The sequence below is a fragment of the Vibrio sp. T3Y01 genome, from assembly GCF_013114525.1.
Lineage (GTDB): Bacteria > Pseudomonadota > Gammaproteobacteria > Enterobacterales > Vibrionaceae > Vibrio > Vibrio chagasii_B.
This window is the reverse complement of the sequence record NZ_VTXJ01000005.1, coordinates 1-21,661: the sequence shown is the minus strand read 5'-3', so window position 1 is coordinate 21,661 and position 21,661 is coordinate 1. Positions and strand designations below refer to the sequence as shown.

The window sequence follows — 21,661 nt, the reverse complement described above, 5'->3', positions numbered from 1 at the left end:
AAAAAAGCCACGAACGAGTCCGTGGCTTACTTAATTTTGAGACCACAGGTTAACCGAAAAATAATCGGTACACTGCAGAGTCTATTTATGTTGTATTACAGGTGACGAGCAATCGTATCCATTAGCACAGCTGCTACCTTATCATCGCCAGCTTTATCGCCTTTGCTGTAGGTATTGATCTGACGCTTCGATGAGTCGTGGATATTGGTAATAGCTACCACTTCTCTCTCGATACCAAATCCAACCAGCTTAATCATCAATTCTTTATTTTTAAATGAGTCGCCAACGATCACGATAGAGTTAAAGTCTTTCAGTAACTCTTTCGTCAAGTCTTCAACTTGAACATCATTACTATTAATAAAAAAGATATCCGCAGACTTCGCAGAGCTACGTTCTCCAGCAGACTTCAGTTGGATTCGCTGCATCTCATTGAATACACCGTTATCTTGCGTTCCAATGGTAGATAGGCTCGCAGCATTAGAAGCCAAAGACAATAGCAGCGTACTAGCAAAAATAGTGCTTTTAACAAAATTCATTCTCTTTACCCTCTAATAACTAAAGAATTGTTTCTTTCATAATACGGAAAGTTTGACCTTTATCATCCGTAGTACAATCGGTATCGATCGTAATGCCGTAGTTAGAATCTCTTTGGTACAAAATTGACTCATTCTCATTAATTGACCAAGTGCTGCCATACATATTGAGATAAGCGCGCGAAACCGTCACCGCATTGCCAAATACCAGTTTTTGATCACGACAAGTATTCCAATCCGCAGTGTAGTTTTCCTGCCAAGTCTCATAACTCTTCAGATCATAAACTCGGTACAGATCTTCACCCCAGATTTCAGCAGCATTCTTTACATGCCAAAATTCTGAAGATGGATTATCCGCATAATAGCCAGCTTCCCCCACCGCTTTTGTATTAATAGTCTGGACAACCGTATGGCCGATATCATTGCCCTCATCAACCGAGGTGTAATTCAACATACTGTGTGTTTGACTAGATTCTTTGGTTTTGTTAAAACCAAAGCCTACTGCGAGACCAGCAGACGGACCATCTGATTTGCTCGCTTCAAAAGAACCCGTAATATCAAAGCTAAAAGACGTACTCTCAGCTAACGAAATCTCTTTATTCACATTACTCGAGCCCGGAAAGCTTTGCTGGTTCACAAACAGATTTCCGTGACGGTGTTGAGGAAGACAGTGATCGTTGAGTTCGTCGTTTTCACACCTCTCACTTAAATACTTCCAAGTCAACCTTGTTTGCTCTTCTAGATCATTAGGGGCTTCATTAACCGCTCTACGGTGCATCTGATTGTAAGCATCTTCACCTGACATGAAATTGAATTGAGAATTCCCGTGGAAAATCTGACCTAAGTATCCTTCTCGGTAATAAAAGTGCGGCGCAACTTTTTCATCTTCCCACTCGAAAAAATAGCCTCCATCGGCAAGGGTTTGACGTGTGACATTCATGCTGCCGTCAACCGCCATAATATAGTTAGTCTTGTTTGACTGAGAAAACATCAACAGATCGATAGTACGAGCAACGTCAACCTGCTCATGAATTTTGTACTTTTCCTTACCTGGGCCATAGGCACCATTCTGAGAGGTAATAATGAACTGTTCTTCAATTTGACCATCTTCTATTCTTGCATGCTGGCAAAGATTCGCAATTTTTCCAGGTAAACCCTCCTGCTCTAGATGGTTATTAATATATTCTACTTTTGCATTAAATATATCGCAGGCTGTCGCCGGGTCGTCGTACACAACGTACTCGTCAGCACCTTTAAAGTAAGCATCATCAATTCCGGGGATAGGAGATGCATTAGCATAGCCAGATAACACAGAGACTGTTATCAAGCTTAGACTGAAGCTTCTTAATTTCATCACTCGTTCCTTTTAACTGCATTAACATCAATATCGATGCCTTTTAAAATTAACGAGTCAAAAAAATATAATCACAATAAAGTAGTAATAAAAAAATATATTCTGTTATTGAAAAAACCTGAACAATAGTGAAGTCACCATTTCATTCATATATCACAAGAAAAATTAAGTTCGATAATTTTTGAGTCTTCTTCCTTAAACCTTCGGTAACAATGTGAAATAAGACAGCCTTGCTCTGTACGAAAAGAAAGACCAGAATGCCCTATATTAATTCTCTTCCGCCATACTAAAAGGTCTTCTAGCGAATCCACCTTCTCTATTTGAATTTGTATTTTTTCAAAGTATCCGTCAAAGTTCATAATTCAATATCTTACTAACGCCAAAAACCATTCCAACAAGTTTTTATTAATTAAGGCAATTTATAAAAACCAAATTTCAACACATCATGAATTTAAAAATTCGTTTAGCCATTTATTAACCAACCGAGAATTGGATGATTTTTTATAATATAAAAAGCCACACTAAAGTGGCTTTTATTTAAAGATGGTAACTTAAGGGCTACATTGATGGCTAACCAACCTGACCTCTTACTATCACCCAACACACTCTATTGATTCACTATTTACAATAAACCAAATGAGTCAAATAGTACTGACAATCAAGTAATTTCAAGAAAAATCAATATTTAGAATATATTCATTTATAGGAAAGACTCGATTCCCAGTCGGAGAATTCAAAGTTGTCCATCTCAATAATGAACAGCCCATTTTCTCCAACGGGTAGCTCTTTAGTCCCTTGGATATACAGGTTACTAGGCTCAAGATATTTGTTCGGGGATGTCCAGAGATGATGAGCATGATCATAAATATACACGACATCACCATTTTGGATGCAGCTATCGGATTCTGTTAAGCGGCTAATCTTCATGAAGTCAGAAGAATCGTGATCTTCCGTGTAATACGTACTACCACTATAAGTCCAGTAGTGATCTTTATAACCATCTGTTCTAGAGATCTGTACATAGTCATGGTCGTGGATACAAGTACCTATATATGGATGCCAGTTGTCTAACTTAAACTTCGCATTGGATTGCTCTCCATCGGGACCGTAGGTAAGCCAGCCATTAGACACATTTGGATCTGCGTAAACATATTCTCCAGTTAATCGATGCTTTAGTCTGATGGCGTTATACGGCTTATTGTTTGGGCGCACACTCTGAGTTGGCGTGGTTTCATCTGCATACTCAAATGCAGTGACTGGGAAATGGTCTGAATACTCATAAAAGTAATACGGCTCCTGAGTGCCGGGTAACTCAACTCTATCCGACACGATATCTAACACTTGGTTATGCCAGTTCTTGGGTTGCTTATGACTACGCTCAACAAGAACATAATCTAGTAATTGCCCTTTAAAATTTGGGTAGTTTGCGTGAGCTAAACCATTGACAGCAGGGTCCCATGAGTAAGGCGCGCCAGCATAGTTAGTCGGCGCTGATGCATTTAAGGTCGCGAGCATTGAGGAAAACTCTTGTGAGTCCTTTGCGACATTTAGGTCACCAGCAATAAAAAACATTTCGTCAGCTGAGCGGCTTGCCCCGAAAATATAGCTCTCTATTTGTGCGAACTGGTCTTGTCTAACCACAGAGGGAGCAATATTACAGGTATCATCGTCAGCTTGAACATGGGTGCCGATAATATTGTATCTCTCTCCGCCTTTATTAATGACGGTGTGTATAAAACCTTTTTGGGATGCCCAGTCTGCGCCACAACCATCTCTAAAAATCACTTGTGACTTATACTCAATTGGATATTTACTGAATACAATCACGCCGCCATCATCAAGAGATGTCGAACGCCAACCTTCAGTATGGTCCCAGCCATTCTTTGTACGGCCCAAAACAGGCGTTAGATACCCAAATTTCTGAGCGAGTGCATCGATAAGTATTTGACTCGCTCGGTTATCGAACACTTCATTAAATACAACCACGTCGATATCATCAAAAACCGACGAGTTTGCCAATAACTCTGCTCGTTTATTTGGATTAGTCCCACCAACGAAAATTCCCAGATGGTGATCCAGCATATAGACATTGTAATTCATTATCTTGGGAGGTGAACTGCTCTCCTCAGCTCGTAAAGTAAATGTGAATAGTATTAGAAAAACTGATATCAGATATCTTGTCATGGTTAGTACATCTCCTATTAAACTGAGATGTATCCTCCCATAGTGATATAATTGATAATAATTAAATAGGTCTAAAAAAAATATCAAACCATGGTTAAAACCTTAATAGTAATCATAAAAGTCTACAATTGGCAGTGGTTCCATTTTCACAGCGACCATTTTCTTTACAGGGCTATTTGAAATGATAAGCATATATTGGTTCGGTAGCTCTTCAAGTATTTGAACCGACTTAAAGAACGACAACTTATTTCGTGCTTTTACATACCTATCATAAACAAGCATGTCATCATCACGCTCAAAATCAATGTCTCCATGGTCAACGCGTTCTTCACGTAAGCTTACATTAAATAGGCCATCACTCTTGCGAATGAATTTTCCTTTTGTGTAAATATCTAGGGTGTTATTGAGTCCAGCTTCTTTTATAACCGTAACCGCCTCAAAATTATCCTCACTGATCACTACGTCCATGTTCTCTGTGGCCATATAGTCACCATCTACTGTCATATAAAGGGTGGTAGAGTTGACCAAAACATTTTTTTTCGAACGTAGGCTATGTGTAATAGAAGCAAACATTATGCAAAGACAAAAAAGAAGAAAGTAAATGCTTTTATTTTTAGTAAACATAACGACTAAGCTCCGCGTTAACCATACCAACGAGATCATCCGTAGACTGAGGAGATTCAAACAAAACCACTAAATTGACAGGTGGTGCCAGTGGCTTGAGGATGACAATAGATAAGCTTTCTTGAGAGTGGGCAAGGATCAATCGGCTTAACCTACCTTGTTTAACTTCTTCAGAAACCAGAGGAGTAACGCCTTTTGCGACTACTTTGGCCTCTTCTTCATTATCGCTGTAGACTGTTAACGCTTCGCTAGAAAACATTTTGGTTAGTGGGAGCCAACTCGTTAAATTAGGCTCTTTTGTAGCAAACACCAATGGAAACAATGCGGCAATCACAATGAATACGAGGCCCAATGCAATATAGATTTGATTACGACCAAATGTATGTTGTGTGTTTTTGTCGGTGCTGTCTTCAAAACTCCCAGCCTTACCACTCGGGTCCCCGGTTAATAAGTGGTCTTGGCTATCTAATTGACTATCACTCTCTTCTAGCCACGACACCGCCTCACTTTCTAGTTTATAACCAACCTTAGCGACCGTTTTCAGATACTTTTGTTGCTTCCCATCATCCTCGATCAACGTACGTATCGCGCTAATCGATTGTGTAAGTGACCCTTCCGAAACGTGCTTTCCTGGCCAAGCTCTATTCAACAAATCTTCTTTTGTATTAATTTTCCCAGCGTTTTCACACAACATTAGAATCACAAGATGATCATGATAGCCGATGCGCTTTTCTTCATTTTTGAGTAAATCAGTCACTAACGGGTGGTCTAAGTGAATTAACCAATTATTTAATTTGTACATAAATTAGCCTTGAAACTGAATAACCATAATATTTATACAAATATAATTTTCATGGATAAATATTGGATTAATTTAAAACAATTTTTGATATGTCACTTGATTCATTAAACCATTTGTCACTAACCGAACGTTAACAGGATTAATTAAATGGTTATTTAAAAAGACAAAATAAGTAACTTTTTTGTAAAGGCAACTATATATAAAAAATGCATCGCCATGAAACAAAAAAAACTAAAATACATATATTCCAAACTTGACAACTATTTCATAAAAAAAAGAGAGTGAATTTCACTTAATTATTAGTAAATATTACAATTTAATTCACAAATTGACTTATAATGACAGTAAATGTCTTTTGATTTTTTCTCTTACCGGAAAAAACCTATGCCTAGACGTTCGCTAAAAATCTGAATTACAACAAACTAATCTGCGCAGATTAAGTTTTTGCCGATGTCAGGCTCATTTAGGGTAGACGATTTGCCCCTTCCCTCTAATCCTCACTGGTGAAACCGGTTTCTTAAAAGCTGATACATTCAGTACTCAACAAGAAGACAGTAACCTCGTTAAAGTTGTCAATTCTCTGCTCGAGAAAACCACGTATAGAAGCCCAAACACGTCCGTGATACGTGTGTCATTATCACGCTTTAGAACAACTGATTTGTTTCAATGAGATCTGCTATCCTCTTATTAAGCGTATAAATTTCCATCAGACATACAAAACCACACCGTTCACTGGTTGTTATTAGGTGAGCAAAGCAGGATAATATCGGGATCGGAATCTCAAGAATTAATCCATTATGACCGAATACCTTTTGTTGTTGGTTGGCACAGTGCTGGTCAATAACTTTGTGCTAGTGAAGTTTTTAGGGCTATGTCCTTTCATGGGAGTCTCCAAGAAACTGGAGACTGCGATTGGCATGGGCCTCGCGACGACTTTCGTTCTGACGTTAGCGTCGGTATCTGCATACCTAGTAGAAACCTACATCCTTACCCCTCTGGGTATTGAATACCTGCGTACCATGAGTTTCATTTTGGTTATCGCGGTGGTGGTTCAATTTACGGAAATGGTGGTTCACAAAACCAGCCCGACTCTTTATCGCCTATTGGGTATCTTCCTACCCCTTATCACCACCAACTGTGCGGTATTAGGCGTGGCACTCTTGAACATCAATGAAAACCACAACTTCATCCAGTCGATCGTTTATGGTTTTGGCGCGGCGGTAGGTTTCTCCCTTGTTCTGATCCTATTTGCTGCAATGCGTGAACGTATTGCGGTTGCTGATGTTCCAATGCCATTTAAAGGCGCATCGATAGCGATGATCACAGCAGGCCTAATGTCTCTGGCATTCATGGGCTTTACTGGGTTGGTGAAATAAGCATGAGTACCATTTTAATTGCGATCATTGCGCTAGCCGTTTTAGCCGCTGTTTTTGGCGCTATCTTGGGCTTCGCCTCTATTCGCTTCAAAGTAGAAGCCGATCCTATCGTCGATCAAATCGACACCATTTTACCGCAAACACAATGTGGCCAGTGTGGCTACCCAGGTTGTCGCCCATACGCGGAGGCGATTGCTAACGGAGACAAAATCAATAAATGTCCTCCTGGTGGCCAAGCAACCATTGAGAAGCTAGCAGACTTAATGGGCGTAGAAGTTGAAGACTCCGCTCACGACTTAGATAACAAAGTAAAAACTGTTGCCTTCATTCATGAAGATATGTGTATCGGCTGTACTAAATGTATTCAAGCCTGCCCTGTCGACGCCATAGTTGGTGGTACTAAGGCACTACACACAGTAATTAAAGATGAATGTACTGGTTGTGATCTTTGCGTCGCGCCGTGCCCTACTGACTGTATTGAAATGATTCCAGTGGCAACAACGACTGAAAATTGGAAATGGCAGATGAACATCATTCCTGTTACAGATATCACTAACCAAGCAACTGATGCGACCGCGTCAGAGCCTAAGGCATAGGGTTAGTATGATCTCTTTAATTGAACAAATTCGCACGGGCTCTATTTGGACCTTCCCAGGCGGCGTGCATCCTGCTGAAAACAAGAAACAGTCCAATACCACTGACATCGTTCATGCAAGGCTTCCAGAAGAAATCGTCCTTCCGGTAAAACAGCACATCGGTAAGCCAGGTAACTTATTGGTTACCGTGGGTGACACCGTACTGAAAGGCCAACAACTAACGGCTCTAGATACCGGTTTTACATTACCGGTACACGCACCTACATCAGGTGTGATTACTGCTATCGAACCAAGAACTACCGCTCACCCTTCAGGCTTAAGCGAACTCAGTGTCGTCATTGAACCTGACGGCTTAGACGCTTGGATTGAACGAACTCCCGTTGAAGAATTTTCAACAAAGACCTCAGACGAACTGCTTGATGTGATTCGTCAAGCTGGTATTTCAGGTATGGGCGGTGCAGGCTTCCCTACTGCGAAAAAGCTTCAGTCTGGCCTTGGCCGTACTGATATTCTGATCGTCAATGCAGCTGAGTGTGAACCTTACATCACCTCTGATGACAAGTTGCTTCAAGAACATGCCGAAGAAGTACTAAAAGGCATCGAAGTGGTTGAACACATCCTTCAACCAAAGCTGACGGTTATCGGCATTGAAGACAACAAGCCAGACGCGATAAAAGCACTTGAGATTGCAGCGAAAGACAAAGACATCGTCATTCGTGTTATCCCAACCAAATACCCTTCAGGTGGTGAGAAACAGCTGATCAAGATCCTCACCAATAAAGAGGTTCCGGCTGGCGGTATTCCTGCAGATATTGGTGTTCTGGTTCAAAACGTCGGCTCTCTTTATTCGATCAAGAGAGCAGTAATCGACGGCGAACCTGTCGTTAACCGCGTTGTGACTTTAACCGGCAAGACCTTTAAGCAACCACGTAACGTTTGGGCGCTATTAGGCACGCCGGTACATGAGCTGCTTGAAGAATTTGGCTACAAAGCTGATAAAAAGCTGCCGCGTTTAATTTTGGGCGGCCCTATGATGGGCTTCACCTTGCCACATGCCAATGTGCCAATCACTAAAACGTCGAACTGTATTTTAGCGCCAACGCGTCGTGAAATTTCACCAAGCACTTACGAAATGGAGTGCATTCGATGCAGTGCATGTGCCGAAGCTTGTCCAGCGTCACTGTTACCTCAACAGTTGCAATGGCATGCAAAAGCCAATGAGCTAGACAAGTGTGAAGAGCTAAATATTAAAGACTGTATTGAATGTGGTGCATGTGCATTTGTCTGCCCAAGCGAAATCCCTCTTGTTCAGTACTATCGCCAAGCAAAAGCTGAAATCAAAACTCGAAAAGATGAAGCCGCTGCTGCAGAACGCGCCAAGATTCGTTTTGAAGAGAAGAACGCTCGTATGGAGCGTGATAAAGCCGAACGTGAAAACCGCTTTAAAAAAGCCGCAGATAACCGCCGTAAAGATATGAAAACATCCGGCGGTGATGATGCTATTGTTGCTGCGATTGCTCGTGTTAAAGCACAAAAAGCCGCTGCGGATCAGGCTCCGAATGAAGAACCAGCAGTGAAACCTGCGGTTGCTGCAGCTATTGCGAAGGCAAAAGCGAAACAAGCTGCAGCTCAAAAAGCGGAAGGCGCTGAACCAGACAACTCTGAAATGTCTAAACTGCGTGAAGAGCGCAAGCGTCAAGCGAGAGAGCGCAAGGCACAACAAGCAGCAGCCGATACTCCTGCAGAAAGCTCTGGCGACGCCAAGAAAGACGCCGTTGCTGCGGCTATTGCTCGTGCTAAAGCGAAGAAAGCTCAACAAGCTGAATCTACTTCGGACGCTCCAGCTGAAAGCTCAGGCGATACGAAGAAAGACGCCGTTGCTGCTGCGATTGCTCGCGCTAAAGCGAAGAAAGCACAGCAAGCGGAATCAACTTCTGAGACTCCTGTTGAAAGCTCTGGTGATGCTAAGAAAGATTCCGTTGCTGCCGCAATAGCTCGCGCTAAAGCGAAGAAAGCCCAACAAGCGGAATCTACTTCTGAAGCTCCTACTGAGAGTTCTGGCGATGCTAAGAAAGATGCCGTTGCTGCCGCAATAGCTCGCGCCAAAGCGAAGAAAACACAACAAGCAGCATCAGCTTCTGATGCTCCTGCTGAAAGCTCTGGTGACGCTAAAAAAGATGCTGTTGCTGCCGCTATCGCTCGTGCTAAAGCCAAAAAAGCCCAGCAAGCGAAGCAAGCAGAAACATCTGAACCAGTGGTTGAAGTTGAAACCGAGACTCAATCGGAGCAAGTCGACCCTAAGAAAGCTGCTGTTGCTGCGGCCATCGCTCGCGCTAAGGCTAAGAAAGCACAGCAGGCCAAGCAAGATGAAACGGCAGAAACTCCTGAGCCAGTGGTTGAAGTTGAAGCTGAAACTCAATCAGAACCCGTTGATCCTAAAAAAGCTGCTGTTGCTGCCGCAATCGCTCGCGCTAAAGCAAGAAAGGCACAACAAGCTAAACAAGAAGAGTCAGCAGAAACGTCTGAATCTGTGGTTGAACCTTTAGTTGAAGTGGAAGCTGAGATTCAATCAGAACCAGTCGATCCTAAGAAAGCAGCCGTTGCTGCCGCTATTGCTCGTGCTAAAGCAAGAAAAGCGCAGCAAGAGCAAGATAAAAAGAACAATGAGGAGAAAGAGTAGTGGCCTTCTTTATCGCCAGCTCACCGCACGCACACAATCGTAGAAGCACACCAGATCTCATGAAATGGGTCGCTATTTGTGCATTGCCAGGTCTACTAGCTCAAACCTACTTCTTTGGATGGGGTACGCTCATCCAGTTAGTATTTGCTATCGCACTTGCTGTTACCTTTGAAGCAGCCGTAATGCTGCTAAGAAAACGTCCGCCAGTAATGGCGCTACGAGATTACAGTGCAGTTGTGACCGCTTGGCTACTCAGTGTCGCTATTCCTCCGCACTCACCGTGGTGGATTCTGGTGATTGGTATGTTCTTCGCGATTATTATTGCGAAGCACCTATATGGCGGCTTAGGGCAAAACCCATTTAACCCGGCGATGGTGGCTTACGTTGTTTTGCTGATTTCATTCCCAGTTCAGATGACCAGTTGGAATGCACCAGCCAGCTTAACCGCAGAAGCGACAAGCTTTGTTGACTCCTTCTTGATGATCTTTACTGGTTTCAATAATGAAGGGTTATCTCTACAACAAGCTCGTCTTGGTATTGATGGCACCACTATGGCAACGCCGCTTGATGCATTCAAAACCGCATTAACAGCAGGTAACACAGCGTCTGAAGCTCTGTCTCAACCGCAATTTAGCTGGCTAGCTGGCGTAGGCTGGGAATGGGTGAACCTTGCTTACCTCGTTGGCGGCCTGGTACTTATCAAGCAACGCGTGATTCAATGGCATATTCCTGTGGCGTTCATCGGCAGCCTTGCTCTATTTAGCCTAGTGTTCTTAGTGCTCACTCCTGGTGAAACCGCTTCTCCAACCATTCACCTTCTGTCTGGCGCGACTATGCTTGGTGCATTCTTTATTGCAACCGACCCAGTTTCGGCTTCGACGACTGTTAAAGGCCGCTTAGTGTTTGGGGCCCTAATTGGTGCGCTAGTGTTTATTATCCGCAGTTGGGGTGGCTTCCCTGATGGCGTTGCGTTTGCTGTATTGTTAGCCAATATGTGTGTTCCACTGATTGACTACTACACCAAGCCTCGTACATACGGCCACTAAAGGAGCGGACATCATGCTAAATGCGATTAAGAAAAACGGCCTTGTGCTCGCGATTTTTGCCTGTGCATCGACAGGTTTAGTGGCGGTAACCCACTACCTCACAAAAGACCAGATCAAACAACAAGAACAAGCTCAGCTACTGTCTGTTCTTAACCAAGTGATCCCGCACGATCTTCACGACAACGAACTGTTTTCGTCTTGTACTTTAGTTCAAGCTGAAGAGCTTGGTACTGAACAAGCGATGCCCGCTTACATCGCAAAAATCAATGGTGAGCCAAGCGCGATTGCTATCGAGGCAATTGCACCAGACGGTTATAACGGTGCAATTAAAGTGATCGTCGGTATGAAAATCGACGGTACCATTTTGGGCACACGTGTACTTTCTCACCAAGAAACTCCGGGATTAGGTGATAAGATTGATCTACGTGTGAGTGATTGGATTCTTTCGTTTGCAGGTAAGCAAGTGACGGATTCTAATCTAGACCGTTGGAAGGTTCGTAAAGACGGTGGTGACTTTGACCAGTTTACTGGTGCAACCATCACACCAAGAGCAGTCGTGAAGTCAGTCAAACAAACGGTTCAATACGTTAACCAAAACAACCAAGCATTGCTTGCTCAACCTCTAAATTGTGGTGGTGAATAATGAGTGATCATAAAACACTAATCAAAAATGGCATGTGGGCCAATAACCCTGCCCTAGTACAGCTACTTGGCTTGTGTCCGCTATTGGCTGTCTCTTCAACGGTGACCAACGCACTTGGGCTCGGTATTGCCACGCTACTTGTATTAGTCGGTTCGAACGTTGCCGTTTCTCTGGTTCGTAACCACGTGCCAAAAGAAGTGCGTATTCCAGTATTCGTGATGATCATTGCATCACTGGTAACGTGTGTTCAGCTGCTGATGAATGCTTACGCTTATGGCCTGTACCTATCTCTCGGTATCTTCATCCCACTGATCGTAACTAACTGTATCATCATTGGCCGAGCGGAAGCTTTCGCTTCTAAAAATGAAGTATTACCTGCCGCTCAAGATGGTTTCTGGATGGGCCTTGGTATGACATCAGTATTGGTGGTACTGGGCGCAATGCGTGAGGTTATTGGTAACGGTACTCTGTTTGATGGTGCAGACCTGCTTCTTGGTGATTGGGCTTCTGTGTTACGAATCCAAATATTCCAGTTTGATAACAGCTTCTTGTTGGCTCTACTTCCACCGGGCGCATTTATTGGTGTTGGTTTCTTGATAGCGTTGAAAAACATCATCGATCATCAAGCGAAATCGAAACAACCAAAGCCAGAAAAACCTGTTATTGAGCGTGCCCGCGTGACTAACGCTTAACAACAAAAATCTGCTGAGCTGCTCAACCGCTCAGCAGAAATAGATATAACCAATACACATAACAATGACGCTCATAAGAGCGCGTAACCGATGATACGGCCTGAGTTTTTCGAGTGTATTGAATACCCACTTCAGAGCTCTGCCCTAACTATTTGAAAGTAATGTCGCTATGAACAATGTAAAACGAGTACAAATACTTGCGCGTTTGAGAGAAAACAACCCAAAGCCAGAGACTGAGCTAAATTGGAGTAGCCCTTTCGAACTTCTGATTGCGGTACTTTTGTCTGCACAGGCAACTGACGTCAGCGTGAACAAAGCTACAGATAAGCTTTACCCTGTTGCCAATACTCCACAAGCGATTTTCGACCTAGGTGTCGATGGCCTGAAAGAGTACATCAAGACTATCGGTCTGTTTAATTCGAAAGCAGAAAACACCATTAAGACATGTCGTATGCTGCTTGATCTTCATAATGGTGAAGTGCCAGAAGATCGCGCTGCACTGGAAGCTCTTCCTGGTGTTGGCCGCAAGACTGCCAACGTAGTATTGAACACCGCTTTCGGCTGGCCAACCATTGCCGTTGATACTCACATTTATCGTGTATCGAACCGAACTAAACTCGCGATGGGTAAGACAGTCGATGATGTCGAAGCCAAGCTACTTAAAGTAGTGCCAAAAGAGTTCAAACTGGATGTTCACCACTGGCTCATTCTTCATGGACGTTACACCTGTGTCGCACGTAAGCCTCGCTGTGGCAGCTGTATTATTGAAGATCTGTGTGAGTTTAAAGAGAAAACTGACGTCTAAGTTCATAAACAAGAACCACAAGCCTATTGGCTAAACAGTGTCGCAATTGTCTGGCGGCAGAAAACAGAATTACAAAAACGTAAACATAGTTAAAGCTAGGAGCAAATCATGTCAAACGGTCGTATTTTACACACCATGCTACGCGTGGGTGATCTAGACAAGTCTATCGAGTTCTACACCAATGTAATGGGCATGCAGCTATTACGTAAGAACGAAAACAAAGAGTACGAATACACACTGGCTTTCGTTGGCTTTGGCGACGAGTCTCAAGGCGCTGTAATTGAACTAACGTACAACTGGGGTACGACTGAATACGACCTTGGTTCTGCTTTCGGCCACGTGGCTATCGGTGTTGATGATATCTACACAACGTGTGACGCGATTAAAGCAGCAGGCGGTAACGTGACTCGTGAGCCAGGTCCAGTAAAAGGCGGGTCAACACACATCGCATTCGTTAAGGACCCTGACGGCTACATGATTGAGCTGATTCAAAACAAACAAGCGAGCGCAGGTCTAGAAGGTTAATTCCGAAATACCTTTGCGAGATACGGCTAGAACGCCTAATAAGATAAACAAAGAAGCGAGCACAGTGCTCGCTTCTTTTTTATCACTTCCCTCACAATCGATATTCTTTACCAATAATTATTAACAATCTCACTGATGAAACTTTACTTGATAATGATTATCATTTAAATTATCACCCCTATTGATTAGTGAGGTAATACAATGATTAGCGAATGGGAAAAACACACGTTACTTGCCGATACTGCATTGCAGCTCGACGATCCTGTACGAAGTATTCTTCATTATCAGCAGGCATTGAACCTAAGTGAGGAAATTACTGAGCGCACAGATATAGAGGCCGATGAGCGGTTACTGATCTCGGTTATATCTTGTCATAACCTTGCACAATTCTGGCGCTGGGCAGGTGATACCGAGTATGAACTTAAGTATCTTCAATTGGCTTCAGAGAAAGTACTGACTCTGATCCCTCAGTGTCCCAATACTCAATGTGCTAGCTTTATTGATTCCATTGGCTGTTGTAAAAAAGCACTTATCGACTTCATGAAACGCCATCCAAACCCAAAAATTGCTTCTATGGTGGAAAAAATCGATACCGCGACCAACTGCGAAATGATCGCTCGCTTTCGCCTAAACTAAGCAACCCCCTTTATAGGCATAAATAGAGTTGATTTAACCAAATATCAGATACAAAAAGCCCGTCATAGTGACGGGCTTTTCCATTTAAGGTGTTTCGTTTCCAGCTTAGACCTGTGTTCGACCTAGGGAGATAACCACACGTCGGTTCTTATCTTTACCAATTGGCGAGCTATTATCAGCAATTGGGCGACGCTTACCATAGCCTTGCACTTGAATGCGGTCTTCCGGTAAACCAAGAGATTTAAAATACTCTCTTAAAGACTCAGCTCTTCGTTCTGACAGGTTTTGGCTAATGCCTTTGCTGTCTGCCGAATCGGTGTAGGTTGCAACTAAAACGAGGTCAATGTCTTGGTTATAACGAACATACTCGGCGATCTGACTAAGCCTTTTACGTGACGATTTGTTTAGCTGATCGCTATTACGGTCGTAATGCAAAATAGTGAATGAGATATCTTCGAAGCTGTACGGCAACAAGTTAGCGATACAGTCACTGAACACATTGTATTTCTCTTGGAACAACACCGACGATAACGCCACTTCAATACGCTGATCTCGGCTCTGCCACTCTTGGTAGCTAAATGTTGGGTAGCGCCCTTTCTCTAACTCACTCAAGATACCCCAAGCCGTTTGCCCGCCAACATAACCATCAAATTGCTGGAAGAACTTGATGGTTGTCATGCGATCGGCACTCTCGCCTGGACGCCAAGGTGGTGGCATCGAGATCAAGCTAACATTACGAGTTGCCCCCATTGGGCGACGCATTTTCAGTTCGAAATCTAAAATGATCTTTTTACTCGCTCGGGATGAGAACTCAGCATCACCGAAGTTAGGGATCGGATGCACTAAGCGGCACTCTAATGGCGTGTTGGCCACCATCTCCCATGTCGACTGTTGAGGAGATGCTCCGTAACGCTTTTCTTGTGCCATGGCTGATGACGACATAAGTAGCGAAAATAGCATTGAACCTGTTATGAGTTGTTTCTTCATAAAGTGGAGTATCTCTTAAGCAATTCGTTTAACAATGCAGCCAATTGCCGCATTTTTCTCTCGTGTTTAAATATGCAATTATCAAGCCGCAATAGGTTAGGTAATTTAAGATTTATTGCCCTTCCCTAGTTTTTATCACTGCTATTATCTGCAATAATGCAGCCTTAATCACACTTATTTGGGCTAACATGACTGTAGAAAACGAAGCTCTGACCCTAAAAAAACGCTTTCGCGGCTATTTTCCAGTGGTCATCGACGTGGAAACCGCAGGGTTTAACGCTGAAACCGATGCATTATTAGAAATCTGTGCCATTACATTAAAAATGGATGAGAACGGAGATCTGCAGCCTGCATCAACGCTTCATTTTCACGTTGAGCCTTTTGAAGGCGCAAATATAGAGCAGGCAGCATTAGACTTTAACGGAATTAAAGACCCATTTAGCCCATTACGTGGTGCTGTGTCGGAACAAGAAGCCCTTAAAGAAATCTACAAGCTAGTGAGAAAAGAACAAAAAGCTTCAGATTGCAGTCGTGCAATCATGGTCGCTCACAATGCAACATTCGATTTAAACTTCGTTAATGCAGCAAGTGAGCGTTGTAAGCTTAAACGCGTCCCGTTCCATCCATTTGCTACATTTGACACTGCAGCTCTTAGTGGTCTTGCCTACGGTCAAACCGTTTTGGCTAAAGCTTGCCGCACTGCAGGGATGGAATTTGACAACAAAGAAGCACACTCTGCTTTGTATGATACGCAAAAAACCACAGAGTTATTTTGCGGCATCGTAAACAAGTGGAAAGCCCTTGGTGGTTGGCCGCTTGTTGACGAAGAATAAAAATAGAGTTGGTAAACGTTCATTCGTATTGCCTTCATAAAGAACACAACATCCCGAGAATAATATGAATCCTGTTGTAATTTCAGTTTGCATCATGCTTGTTTTAGCTTTGATGCGCGTAAACGTAGTCGTTGCTCTGACGTTCAGTGCAATTATCGGTGGCGTAGCCTCTGGTATGAGCTTGAACGATGCAGTCGCGGCTTTCGAAAGTGGATTAGGCGGCGGTGCAACGATTGCACTTAGCTATGCCATGCTTGGTACATTCGCTGTTGCTATCTCACGCTCTGGTATCACAGACTTACTTGCTCAAAGTGTTATTAAACGCATTCACGGCAAAGAGAACAGTGCAGCATCGACTGGTCTTAAATACGGCATCCTTGCGTCTTTGATCTTAGTGACCATGTCTTCGCAAAACGTGATTCCAGTACATATCGCCTTCATCCCAATTTTAATCCCACCTCTATTAGGCGTATTCGCAAAAATGAACCTAGACCGTCGTCTGGTTGCGTGTGTGCTTACTTTTGGTCTGATTACGCCATACATGGTATTGCCGATCGGTTTTGGTGGCATCTTCCTAAACAACATCCTGCTTAAGAACCTTCACGACAACGGCCTTGAAAGCGTCGTTGCGAGCCAAGTTCCAATGGCTATGTTGCTACCAGCTGCGGGTATGATCTTCGGCCTTCTAACGGCAGTGTTCTTCACTTACCGTAAGCCTCGCCAATACAAAGAAACCTCTCACACGATCGTTTCAACTGAAGCAAAACAGATCAACAAGAAGCACATCCTAGTAGCGGCAGCAGGTATTGTTGCAGCACTAACAGTTCAGCTATCGACGGGTTCAATGATCATCGGTGCACTTGCTGGCTTCATGGTATTCACTTTCGGTGGCGTAATTGCTTGGAAAGAGACACAAGACGTCTTCACCAAGGGTGTACATATGATGGCAATGATCGGTTTCATCATGATTGCCGCAGCAGGTTTCGCAGCAGTAATGAAGCAGACAGGTGGCGTTGAATCTTTGGTAGAAGCACTTTCAACAAGCATCGGCGACAACAAGCCTCTAGCTGCACTACTTATGCTAGTGGTTGGTCTATTGGTTACCATGGGTATCGGTTCTTCATTCTCTACGATCCCAATCCTTGCAACTATCTACGTTCCACTAGCGGCAGCATTTGGTTTCTCCCCTATGGCAACCATCGCTCTAGTAGGTACAGCGGCAGCACTTGGTGATGCAGGCTCTCCGGCTTCTGACTCAACGTTAGGTCCAACGTCTGGTCTTAATGCTGATGGCCAACACGAGCACGTATGGGAAACCGTTGTACCGACATTCCTACACTACAACATCCCACTGATCGTATTCGGTTGGATTGCAGCCATGGTTCTGTAGCTTATAGCTAGGTTCTATAGTCAGAATCAATGTTAAAAATTTAAAAAGACCGCCTAGTGCGGTCTTTTTTGTATCCGGCGTTTCTCCCACCAAGTTACACAGAAGAACCGCATACCTAATACAAAAAAGGCTTACTCTTATGAGCAAGCCTTTGAAGTAGTACGATTCAGTATCGCCAATTAAACGGTAGGAGCGCTCATTACTAGAACTTCTCGAATCGACTTAAGTGTCGTTTCTGATGAGTGGTAATCCAGCTCGACTTCAGTGAAGATACCGTCAACTTCAAGCATTAGGGTTGGGTAAGAATGCACACCCATCGCATGTTTGAAGCTCAGCTGATCTTCTAGTTCACCCTCTAGTAACTTACCAGCAAGGTCATTCTCGAATTGCTGAACATTCATGCCTAGCTCTTCAGCCAATTGCTTATGAGTCTCTTCACTGTGCGGCAGCATCGCTCGCAAGTAGTATGCGTGTTGAATCGCTTCAAGCATCTGCTCATAGTGATCTTGGAAACCCGCAGCAATAACAGCGCGACACGCAGGGTAAGTGCTGCGAACAGGTTTACACTCAGTCCAAAATTCATGATTGAACTCAGTACCTAGCTTAGCTTCGATCTGCTTCCAAATAGCTTGCAGCTTACTTTTCATCTCTTCTGACATTGGCTCGTCAGAGTCCGGAGCCAAACCACCGACTACATAGTTAAACTCAATACTCGCAGGCAATTGTTGTTTTAGTAACTCCAGTGTCGGCTTATATCCCCAACACCAGCTGCACATTGGATCATGTACATAATGCAGTTTTACATCCATTGTTCGTTCCTTATCGAGTCAATTCTTCTCTCAGTTCCAACAAAAAAGGAGCCTGATTAAGGCCCCTAGTTTACTGTTCAGCATAAAGGCTAGAACTTACTCTGCGTCATCGCCAGCAACTTTAGCAGCCGCTTCTTTGATGATTGGCTGAAGTTCGCCTTTTTGGAACATCTCAAGAATGATGTCACAACCACCGATTAGCTCACCTTCAACCCAAAGCTGTGGGAAAGTTGGCCATTGTGCGTAAGCTGGCAGCTCTGCACGGATATCAGGGTTTTGTAGAATATCTACGTAAGCAAATTTTTCGCCACATGCCATTAGAGCTTGAGACGCTTGAGAAGAGAAACCACAGCTAGGTAGCTTAGGAGAACCTTTCATGTACAGTAGAATAGTGTTTTCTTCAATTTGCTGTTTGATTTTATCGATAGTTTCCATTGCTTCCTCGTTAATGGATTACGGCTTTTATTGCCTTTATTCTACCCCAAACCAAAAGAATAAAAACCATATAAAAAAAGCGGTTAACAAGCTAGACTAACAATTCACATAAAAGTGATGAAATATGCTTTTAATAAAGTAAAAACTTGCTAAACTAGAAACCAAGTCAGCAAATTGACCATGGTTGGCAGTATAGCGAGCCATGAATAATAATATCACTGGAAGCAATCGAAAGAGTTAACTCTTTCATATCAATGGAGAATTGAGCAATGGCATTTGAACTACCGGCTCTTCCTTACGCGAAAGACGCACTAGAACCACACATCTCAGCAGAAACGCTAGATTTCCACCACGGTAAGCACCACAACACTTACGTTGTTAAGCTAAACGGTCTTATCCCAGGTACTGAGTTTGAAGGCAAAACACTAGAAGAGATCGTTAAGACTTCTACTGGTGGTGTTTTCAATAACGCTGCTCAAATCTGGAACCACACGTTCTACTGGCACTGTCTTGCTCCAAAAGCAGGCGGCGAACCAACTGGCGCTGTTGCAGAAGCTATCAACGCTGCATTCGGTTCTTTCGAAGAATTCAAAGCAAAATTCACTGATTCAGCAATCAACAACTTCGGTTCTTCTTGGACTTGGTTAGTTAAGAAAGCTGACGGTTCTCTAGACATCGTTAACACTTCTAACGCTGCGACTCCTCTAACAGAAGAAGGTGTTACTCCACTTCTAACTGTTGACCTATGGGAACACGCTTACTACATCGATTTCCGCAATGTTCGTCCTGACTACATGGCTGCATTCTGGAACCTAGTAAACTGGTCTTTCGTAGAAGAGAACCTAACTAAGTAATCTATTACTTAAACTGCGCTATTTATAGCGAGTTAACTATTAAAAGCTCATGCCTCGGCGTGAGCTTTTTTGTATCTACGATATGCTACATAGTAAACAACGAACATAACGATCAATAATCTAGCCCTTTTAACTACCCTTTCCTAGCCTAAATTAAATCTCTATTCGCTTGTAATTAAAGGCTAAAGTTTGCTGCCTTCATGCCGTTAAAGATGTATCAAATGAGAGGCGTCATGCAAATACATACTTTAGATAAAGCAGGAATCATCAACGAACTGAAGTTCGGCATCGGAATCAGCCAAGCGGTTGAGCAAGGTCGCCGTGCGGATTTCGCGTTGCTGTTATCTATGTTCTCTAATGATGTTCGAGACTGTACGCCTATCGATACTATTGAAGTCACAGAGACAACGGAAGATCGCCTCCGTAAACAGTTTGGCATCGCCGAACCTCAGCAACTGCGTTCAAATCAATCGTCTTACGAGATATCAGCACAACAGTCTAATCACTTTCACCAATCAAGCTTGGTGAGTGCTAAGCTCTGTCACTATCTAAAACCAGAAGCACTGGCATTTATGCCAGAAGACACTGGTGACTTACCTGAAGAAGTTTACCAAAACCTATCTGGTCACGATCGTCGTAAGCTAGCAAACAAAAACCAGCCTGACTTACCATCAGCAACGCTGTACAACGTGCTATCTACAGCTCAACGTAAGTACCAGATCCAGGCTCAGGTATAGCTTCAGTCTCACTTTATTTCTGCATCTCTATCTGCTTTGTTCAATTCACGCCATTCGAATGATTCACGAGAGTGATATGAACCACCAGCCTTAGGCACCCTCAAATTAACAAATGTCGATTACTGCTTGAAGTTACTACAAAATGTGACCTGCCACTAAGTTCATAAAAACTTATTAATTCACCTAACTTAGTTTGAACCAATTCACACCCATTGTATAAAATTTAACCCATCCTTATCCTACATGGATGATTTGTTTAGGTACTGGGATGGAAATAAAAAGCTCAATCATATTGGTAACAGCTGCCGGTTCGCGACTAGGAGGGACGATTGCGAACCACTTTGTGAACCTTGGAGCCACCGTCATCCTTTGTGATAACGATACCGAAGCGCTTCAGGCTACTTATTTACAATGTGCTCGGTTCTCTGATTCCGTTTACCACTACCCACTCGAAAGCCATGACAGCCAGTCGATTCTCAGCGTGTTTGATTTTATCCAAACCACTTTCAACACCACCCCCGATGTACTGGTCAATAACTGGATAAGTTCACCGATGCCGAGCCTAATTGGTGATCAGCCCGTCAGCAGCTTTATTAATGATCTTTCCTCTATGGCATCGACCCTTTTTGCTTTTGGCCAAATCAGCGCTGAGAGGCTACGAGAAGAAAACAAAGAAGGGGTTATCGTGAATGTCATATCGCACGACGATTTTCACGATGTATCTGGACTAGAAAGCGCCAATTCCATGATCACCGGTTTTACCCACAGCTGGGCCAAAGAACTCACCCCATTTAAGATCCGTGTTGGCGGTGTCGTTCCTGCGATTCACAACGCCGATGGTAAGTTCAACCGTTGTCACTGGGCGCAACTGCAAGACGAACTCACCCGAACCGCTGAATACATTATCTCTAATGATTACTTCAGTGGACGAGTTGTTGCAGCAGAGGTTTAGACTCCCCCATTCCTACTCAGATAAAGTCTCAACTCTAAGGGCAGTTCACTAATCAACAGCCATAAAAAAGGTTCATCGCGGCTTTCCGGGGAAAGCCGCTTTTATCTTCAAGAAGAAGTAGTCTGTATCTCGATACCCATATCCCATTCGCTTGATTAGCTTTATCTT

At 43.4% G+C, this 21,661-nt stretch carries 22 protein-coding genes; 14 read left to right on the top strand and 8 right to left on the bottom strand.

Translation table 11 applies throughout. The features are described from left to right. Window positions 1-95: 95 nt before the first annotated feature. The 5 genes from F0232_RS07010 to F0232_RS06990 all read right to left on the bottom strand — a co-directional run bounded on the left by F0232_RS07010 (window position 96) and on the right by F0232_RS06990 (window position 5,452). Complete coding sequence (locus tag F0232_RS07010; RefSeq protein WP_061033805.1) at window positions 96-536, bottom strand: hypothetical protein; 441 nt, start codon at window positions 534-536, stop codon at window positions 96-98. 19 nt (window positions 537-555) lie between these two features. Continuing rightward, window positions 556-1,887: a hypothetical protein gene (locus tag F0232_RS07005; protein WP_061033806.1), complete on the bottom strand. Its 1,332-nt coding sequence runs from the start codon at window positions 1,885-1,887 to the stop codon at window positions 556-558. Between the two features lie 696 nt (window positions 1,888-2,583). Continuing rightward, window positions 2,584-3,987 (bottom strand): sphingomyelin phosphodiesterase, encoded by a 1,404-nt coding sequence (gene sph / locus F0232_RS07000; protein WP_061033819.1) that lies wholly within the window; start codon window positions 3,985-3,987, stop codon window positions 2,584-2,586. A 186-nt stretch (window positions 3,988-4,173) separates the two neighbouring features. Then, complete coding sequence (locus F0232_RS06995) at window positions 4,174-4,554, bottom strand: hypothetical protein (RefSeq protein WP_239938164.1); 381 nt, start codon at window positions 4,552-4,554, stop codon at window positions 4,174-4,176. Window positions 4,555-4,684: 130 nt separating this feature from the next. Further along, window positions 4,685-5,452: a transcriptional regulator gene (locus F0232_RS06990; protein WP_367613619.1), complete on the bottom strand. Its 768-nt coding sequence runs from the start codon at window positions 5,450-5,452 to the stop codon at window positions 4,685-4,687. Between the two features lie 842 nt (window positions 5,453-6,294). Between F0232_RS06990 and rsxA the strand changes: the two genes are divergently transcribed. The 9 genes from rsxA to F0232_RS06945 all read left to right on the top strand — a co-directional run bounded on the left by rsxA (window position 6,295) and on the right by F0232_RS06945 (window position 14,496). Then, the gene (gene rsxA, locus F0232_RS06985) at window positions 6,295-6,873 is read left to right on the top strand and encodes an electron transport complex subunit RsxA (protein ID WP_004737335.1); all 579 of its coding nucleotides are present in this window, start codon (window positions 6,295-6,297) and stop codon (window positions 6,871-6,873) included. 2 nt (window positions 6,874-6,875) lie between these two features. Next, window positions 6,876-7,469 carry an electron transport complex subunit RsxB gene (gene rsxB, locus F0232_RS06980; protein WP_004734040.1) on the top strand — a complete coding sequence of 198 codons (594 nt, stop codon included), beginning with the start codon at window positions 6,876-6,878 and terminating at the stop codon, window positions 7,467-7,469. A 7-nt stretch (window positions 7,470-7,476) separates the two neighbouring features. After that, window positions 7,477-10,149 (top strand): electron transport complex subunit RsxC, encoded by a 2,673-nt coding sequence (gene rsxC / locus F0232_RS06975; RefSeq protein ID WP_061033810.1) that lies wholly within the window; start codon window positions 7,477-7,479, stop codon window positions 10,147-10,149. After that, window positions 10,149-11,195 (top strand): electron transport complex subunit RsxD, encoded by a 1,047-nt coding sequence (gene rsxD, locus F0232_RS06970; protein WP_105057420.1) that lies wholly within the window; start codon window positions 10,149-10,151, stop codon window positions 11,193-11,195. The genes rsxC and rsxD overlap by 1 nt, the downstream gene beginning before the upstream one ends. 13 nt (window positions 11,196-11,208) lie before the next feature. Beyond that, entirely contained in the window at window positions 11,209-11,838 is a 630-nt protein-coding gene (rsxG, locus tag F0232_RS06965; protein WP_105057421.1) for an electron transport complex subunit RsxG, read from the top strand. Beyond that, complete coding sequence (locus F0232_RS06960; RefSeq protein WP_061033813.1) at window positions 11,838-12,530, top strand: electron transport complex subunit E; 693 nt, start codon at window positions 11,838-11,840, stop codon at window positions 12,528-12,530. Before rsxG ends, F0232_RS06960 begins: the two co-directional genes overlap by 1 nt. Before the next feature lie 169 nt (window positions 12,531-12,699). Next, window positions 12,700-13,335 (top strand): endonuclease III, encoded by a 636-nt coding sequence (nth, locus tag F0232_RS06955; RefSeq protein WP_105057422.1) that lies wholly within the window; start codon window positions 12,700-12,702, stop codon window positions 13,333-13,335. 108 nt (window positions 13,336-13,443) lie between these two features. Continuing rightward, window positions 13,444-13,860, top strand: a complete 417-nt coding sequence (gene gloA, locus F0232_RS06950; RefSeq protein WP_008220190.1) for a lactoylglutathione lyase — start codon at window positions 13,444-13,446, stop codon at window positions 13,858-13,860. Window positions 13,861-14,061: 201 nt separating this feature from the next. Then, window positions 14,062-14,496, top strand: coding sequence for a DUF2753 domain-containing protein (locus F0232_RS06945; protein WP_004741697.1), 435 nt, complete (start codon window positions 14,062-14,064; stop codon window positions 14,494-14,496). Window positions 14,497-14,601: 105 nt separating this feature from the next. Here the strand turns inward: F0232_RS06945 and F0232_RS06940 are convergent, their stop codons facing one another. Then, window positions 14,602-15,483 carry an OmpA family protein gene (locus F0232_RS06940; RefSeq protein ID WP_032498507.1) on the bottom strand — a complete coding sequence of 294 codons (882 nt, stop codon included), beginning with the start codon at window positions 15,481-15,483 and terminating at the stop codon, window positions 14,602-14,604. Between the two features lie 188 nt (window positions 15,484-15,671). Between F0232_RS06940 and rnt the strand changes: the two genes are divergently transcribed. Together rnt and F0232_RS06930 are read left to right on the top strand one after the other, a co-directional pair. Beyond that, window positions 15,672-16,316, top strand: coding sequence for a ribonuclease T (gene rnt / locus F0232_RS06935; protein WP_105057423.1), 645 nt, complete (start codon window positions 15,672-15,674; stop codon window positions 16,314-16,316). Window positions 16,317-16,380: 64 nt separating this feature from the next. Further along, complete coding sequence (locus F0232_RS06930; protein WP_061033815.1) at window positions 16,381-17,706, top strand: Na+/H+ antiporter family protein; 1,326 nt, start codon at window positions 16,381-16,383, stop codon at window positions 17,704-17,706. A gap of 179 nt (window positions 17,707-17,885) precedes the next feature. Here F0232_RS06930 and F0232_RS06925 read toward each other — a convergent pair whose 3' ends face one another. Together F0232_RS06925 and F0232_RS06920 are read right to left on the bottom strand one after the other, a co-directional pair. Continuing rightward, a complete protein-coding gene (locus F0232_RS06925; RefSeq protein WP_105057424.1) occupies window positions 17,886-18,515 on the bottom strand; it encodes a DsbA family protein in 630 nt (209 codons plus the stop codon). A 96-nt stretch (window positions 18,516-18,611) separates the two neighbouring features. Then, the gene (locus tag F0232_RS06920; RefSeq protein ID WP_004741702.1) at window positions 18,612-18,950 is read right to left on the bottom strand and encodes a Grx4 family monothiol glutaredoxin; all 339 of its coding nucleotides are present in this window, start codon (window positions 18,948-18,950) and stop codon (window positions 18,612-18,614) included. 269 nt (window positions 18,951-19,219) lie between these two features. Here F0232_RS06920 and sodB point away from each other — a divergent pair, with 269 nt between their 5' ends. From sodB to F0232_RS06905, 3 genes are all read left to right on the top strand, one after another. Continuing rightward, the gene (gene sodB, locus F0232_RS06915) at window positions 19,220-19,804 is read left to right on the top strand and encodes a superoxide dismutase [Fe] (RefSeq protein ID WP_105057425.1); all 585 of its coding nucleotides are present in this window, start codon (window positions 19,220-19,222) and stop codon (window positions 19,802-19,804) included. A gap of 233 nt (window positions 19,805-20,037) precedes the next feature. Then, window positions 20,038-20,541 (top strand): VC2046/SO_2500 family protein, encoded by a 504-nt coding sequence (locus tag F0232_RS06910; RefSeq protein ID WP_269999530.1) that lies wholly within the window; start codon window positions 20,038-20,040, stop codon window positions 20,539-20,541. A gap of 268 nt (window positions 20,542-20,809) precedes the next feature. After that, the gene (locus F0232_RS06905; RefSeq protein ID WP_061033818.1) at window positions 20,810-21,493 is read left to right on the top strand and encodes an SDR family oxidoreductase; all 684 of its coding nucleotides are present in this window, start codon (window positions 20,810-20,812) and stop codon (window positions 21,491-21,493) included. Window positions 21,494-21,661 lie beyond the last annotated feature (168 nt).

Bases quoted from the DNA above. Each gene is read 5' to 3' on its own strand.
- F0232_RS07005 (WP_061033806.1), bottom strand. From the start codon at position 1,887: ATGAAATTAAGAAGCTTCAGTCTAAGCTTGATAACAGTCTCTGTGTTA.
- nth (WP_105057422.1), top strand. From the start codon at position 12,700: ATGAACAATGTAAAACGAGTACAAATACTTGCGCGTTTGAGAGAAAAC.
- rnt (WP_105057423.1), top strand. From the start codon at position 15,672: ATGACTGTAGAAAACGAAGCTCTGACCCTAAAAAAACGCTTTCGCGGC.
- sph (WP_061033819.1), bottom strand. From the start codon at position 3,987: ATGAATTACAATGTCTATATGCTGGATCACCATCTGGGAATTTTCGTT.
- F0232_RS06930 (WP_061033815.1), top strand. From the start codon at position 16,381: ATGAATCCTGTTGTAATTTCAGTTTGCATCATGCTTGTTTTAGCTTTG.
- F0232_RS07010 (WP_061033805.1), bottom strand. From the start codon at position 536: ATGAATTTTGTTAAAAGCACTATTTTTGCTAGTACGCTGCTATTGTCT.
- rsxA (WP_004737335.1), top strand. From the start codon at position 6,295: ATGACCGAATACCTTTTGTTGTTGGTTGGCACAGTGCTGGTCAATAAC.
- F0232_RS06905 (WP_061033818.1), top strand. From the start codon at position 20,810: ATGGAAATAAAAAGCTCAATCATATTGGTAACAGCTGCCGGTTCGCGA.
- F0232_RS06925 (WP_105057424.1), bottom strand. From the start codon at position 18,515: ATGGATGTAAAACTGCATTATGTACATGATCCAATGTGCAGCTGGTGT.
- F0232_RS06995 (WP_239938164.1), bottom strand. From the start codon at position 4,554: ATGGCCACAGAGAACATGGACGTAGTGATCAGTGAGGATAATTTTGAG.
- rsxB (WP_004734040.1), top strand. From the start codon at position 6,876: ATGAGTACCATTTTAATTGCGATCATTGCGCTAGCCGTTTTAGCCGCT.
- F0232_RS06960 (WP_061033813.1), top strand. From the start codon at position 11,838: ATGAGTGATCATAAAACACTAATCAAAAATGGCATGTGGGCCAATAAC.
- F0232_RS06910 (WP_269999530.1), top strand. From the start codon at position 20,038: ATGCAAATACATACTTTAGATAAAGCAGGAATCATCAACGAACTGAAG.
- gloA (WP_008220190.1), top strand. From the start codon at position 13,444: ATGTCAAACGGTCGTATTTTACACACCATGCTACGCGTGGGTGATCTA.
- F0232_RS06940 (WP_032498507.1), bottom strand. From the start codon at position 15,483: ATGAAGAAACAACTCATAACAGGTTCAATGCTATTTTCGCTACTTATG.
- rsxG (WP_105057421.1), top strand. From the start codon at position 11,209: ATGCTAAATGCGATTAAGAAAAACGGCCTTGTGCTCGCGATTTTTGCC.
- rsxC (WP_061033810.1), top strand. From the start codon at position 7,477: ATGATCTCTTTAATTGAACAAATTCGCACGGGCTCTATTTGGACCTTC.
- F0232_RS06945 (WP_004741697.1), top strand. From the start codon at position 14,062: ATGATTAGCGAATGGGAAAAACACACGTTACTTGCCGATACTGCATTG.
- sodB (WP_105057425.1), top strand. From the start codon at position 19,220: ATGGCATTTGAACTACCGGCTCTTCCTTACGCGAAAGACGCACTAGAA.
- F0232_RS06920 (WP_004741702.1), bottom strand. From the start codon at position 18,950: ATGGAAACTATCGATAAAATCAAACAGCAAATTGAAGAAAACACTATT.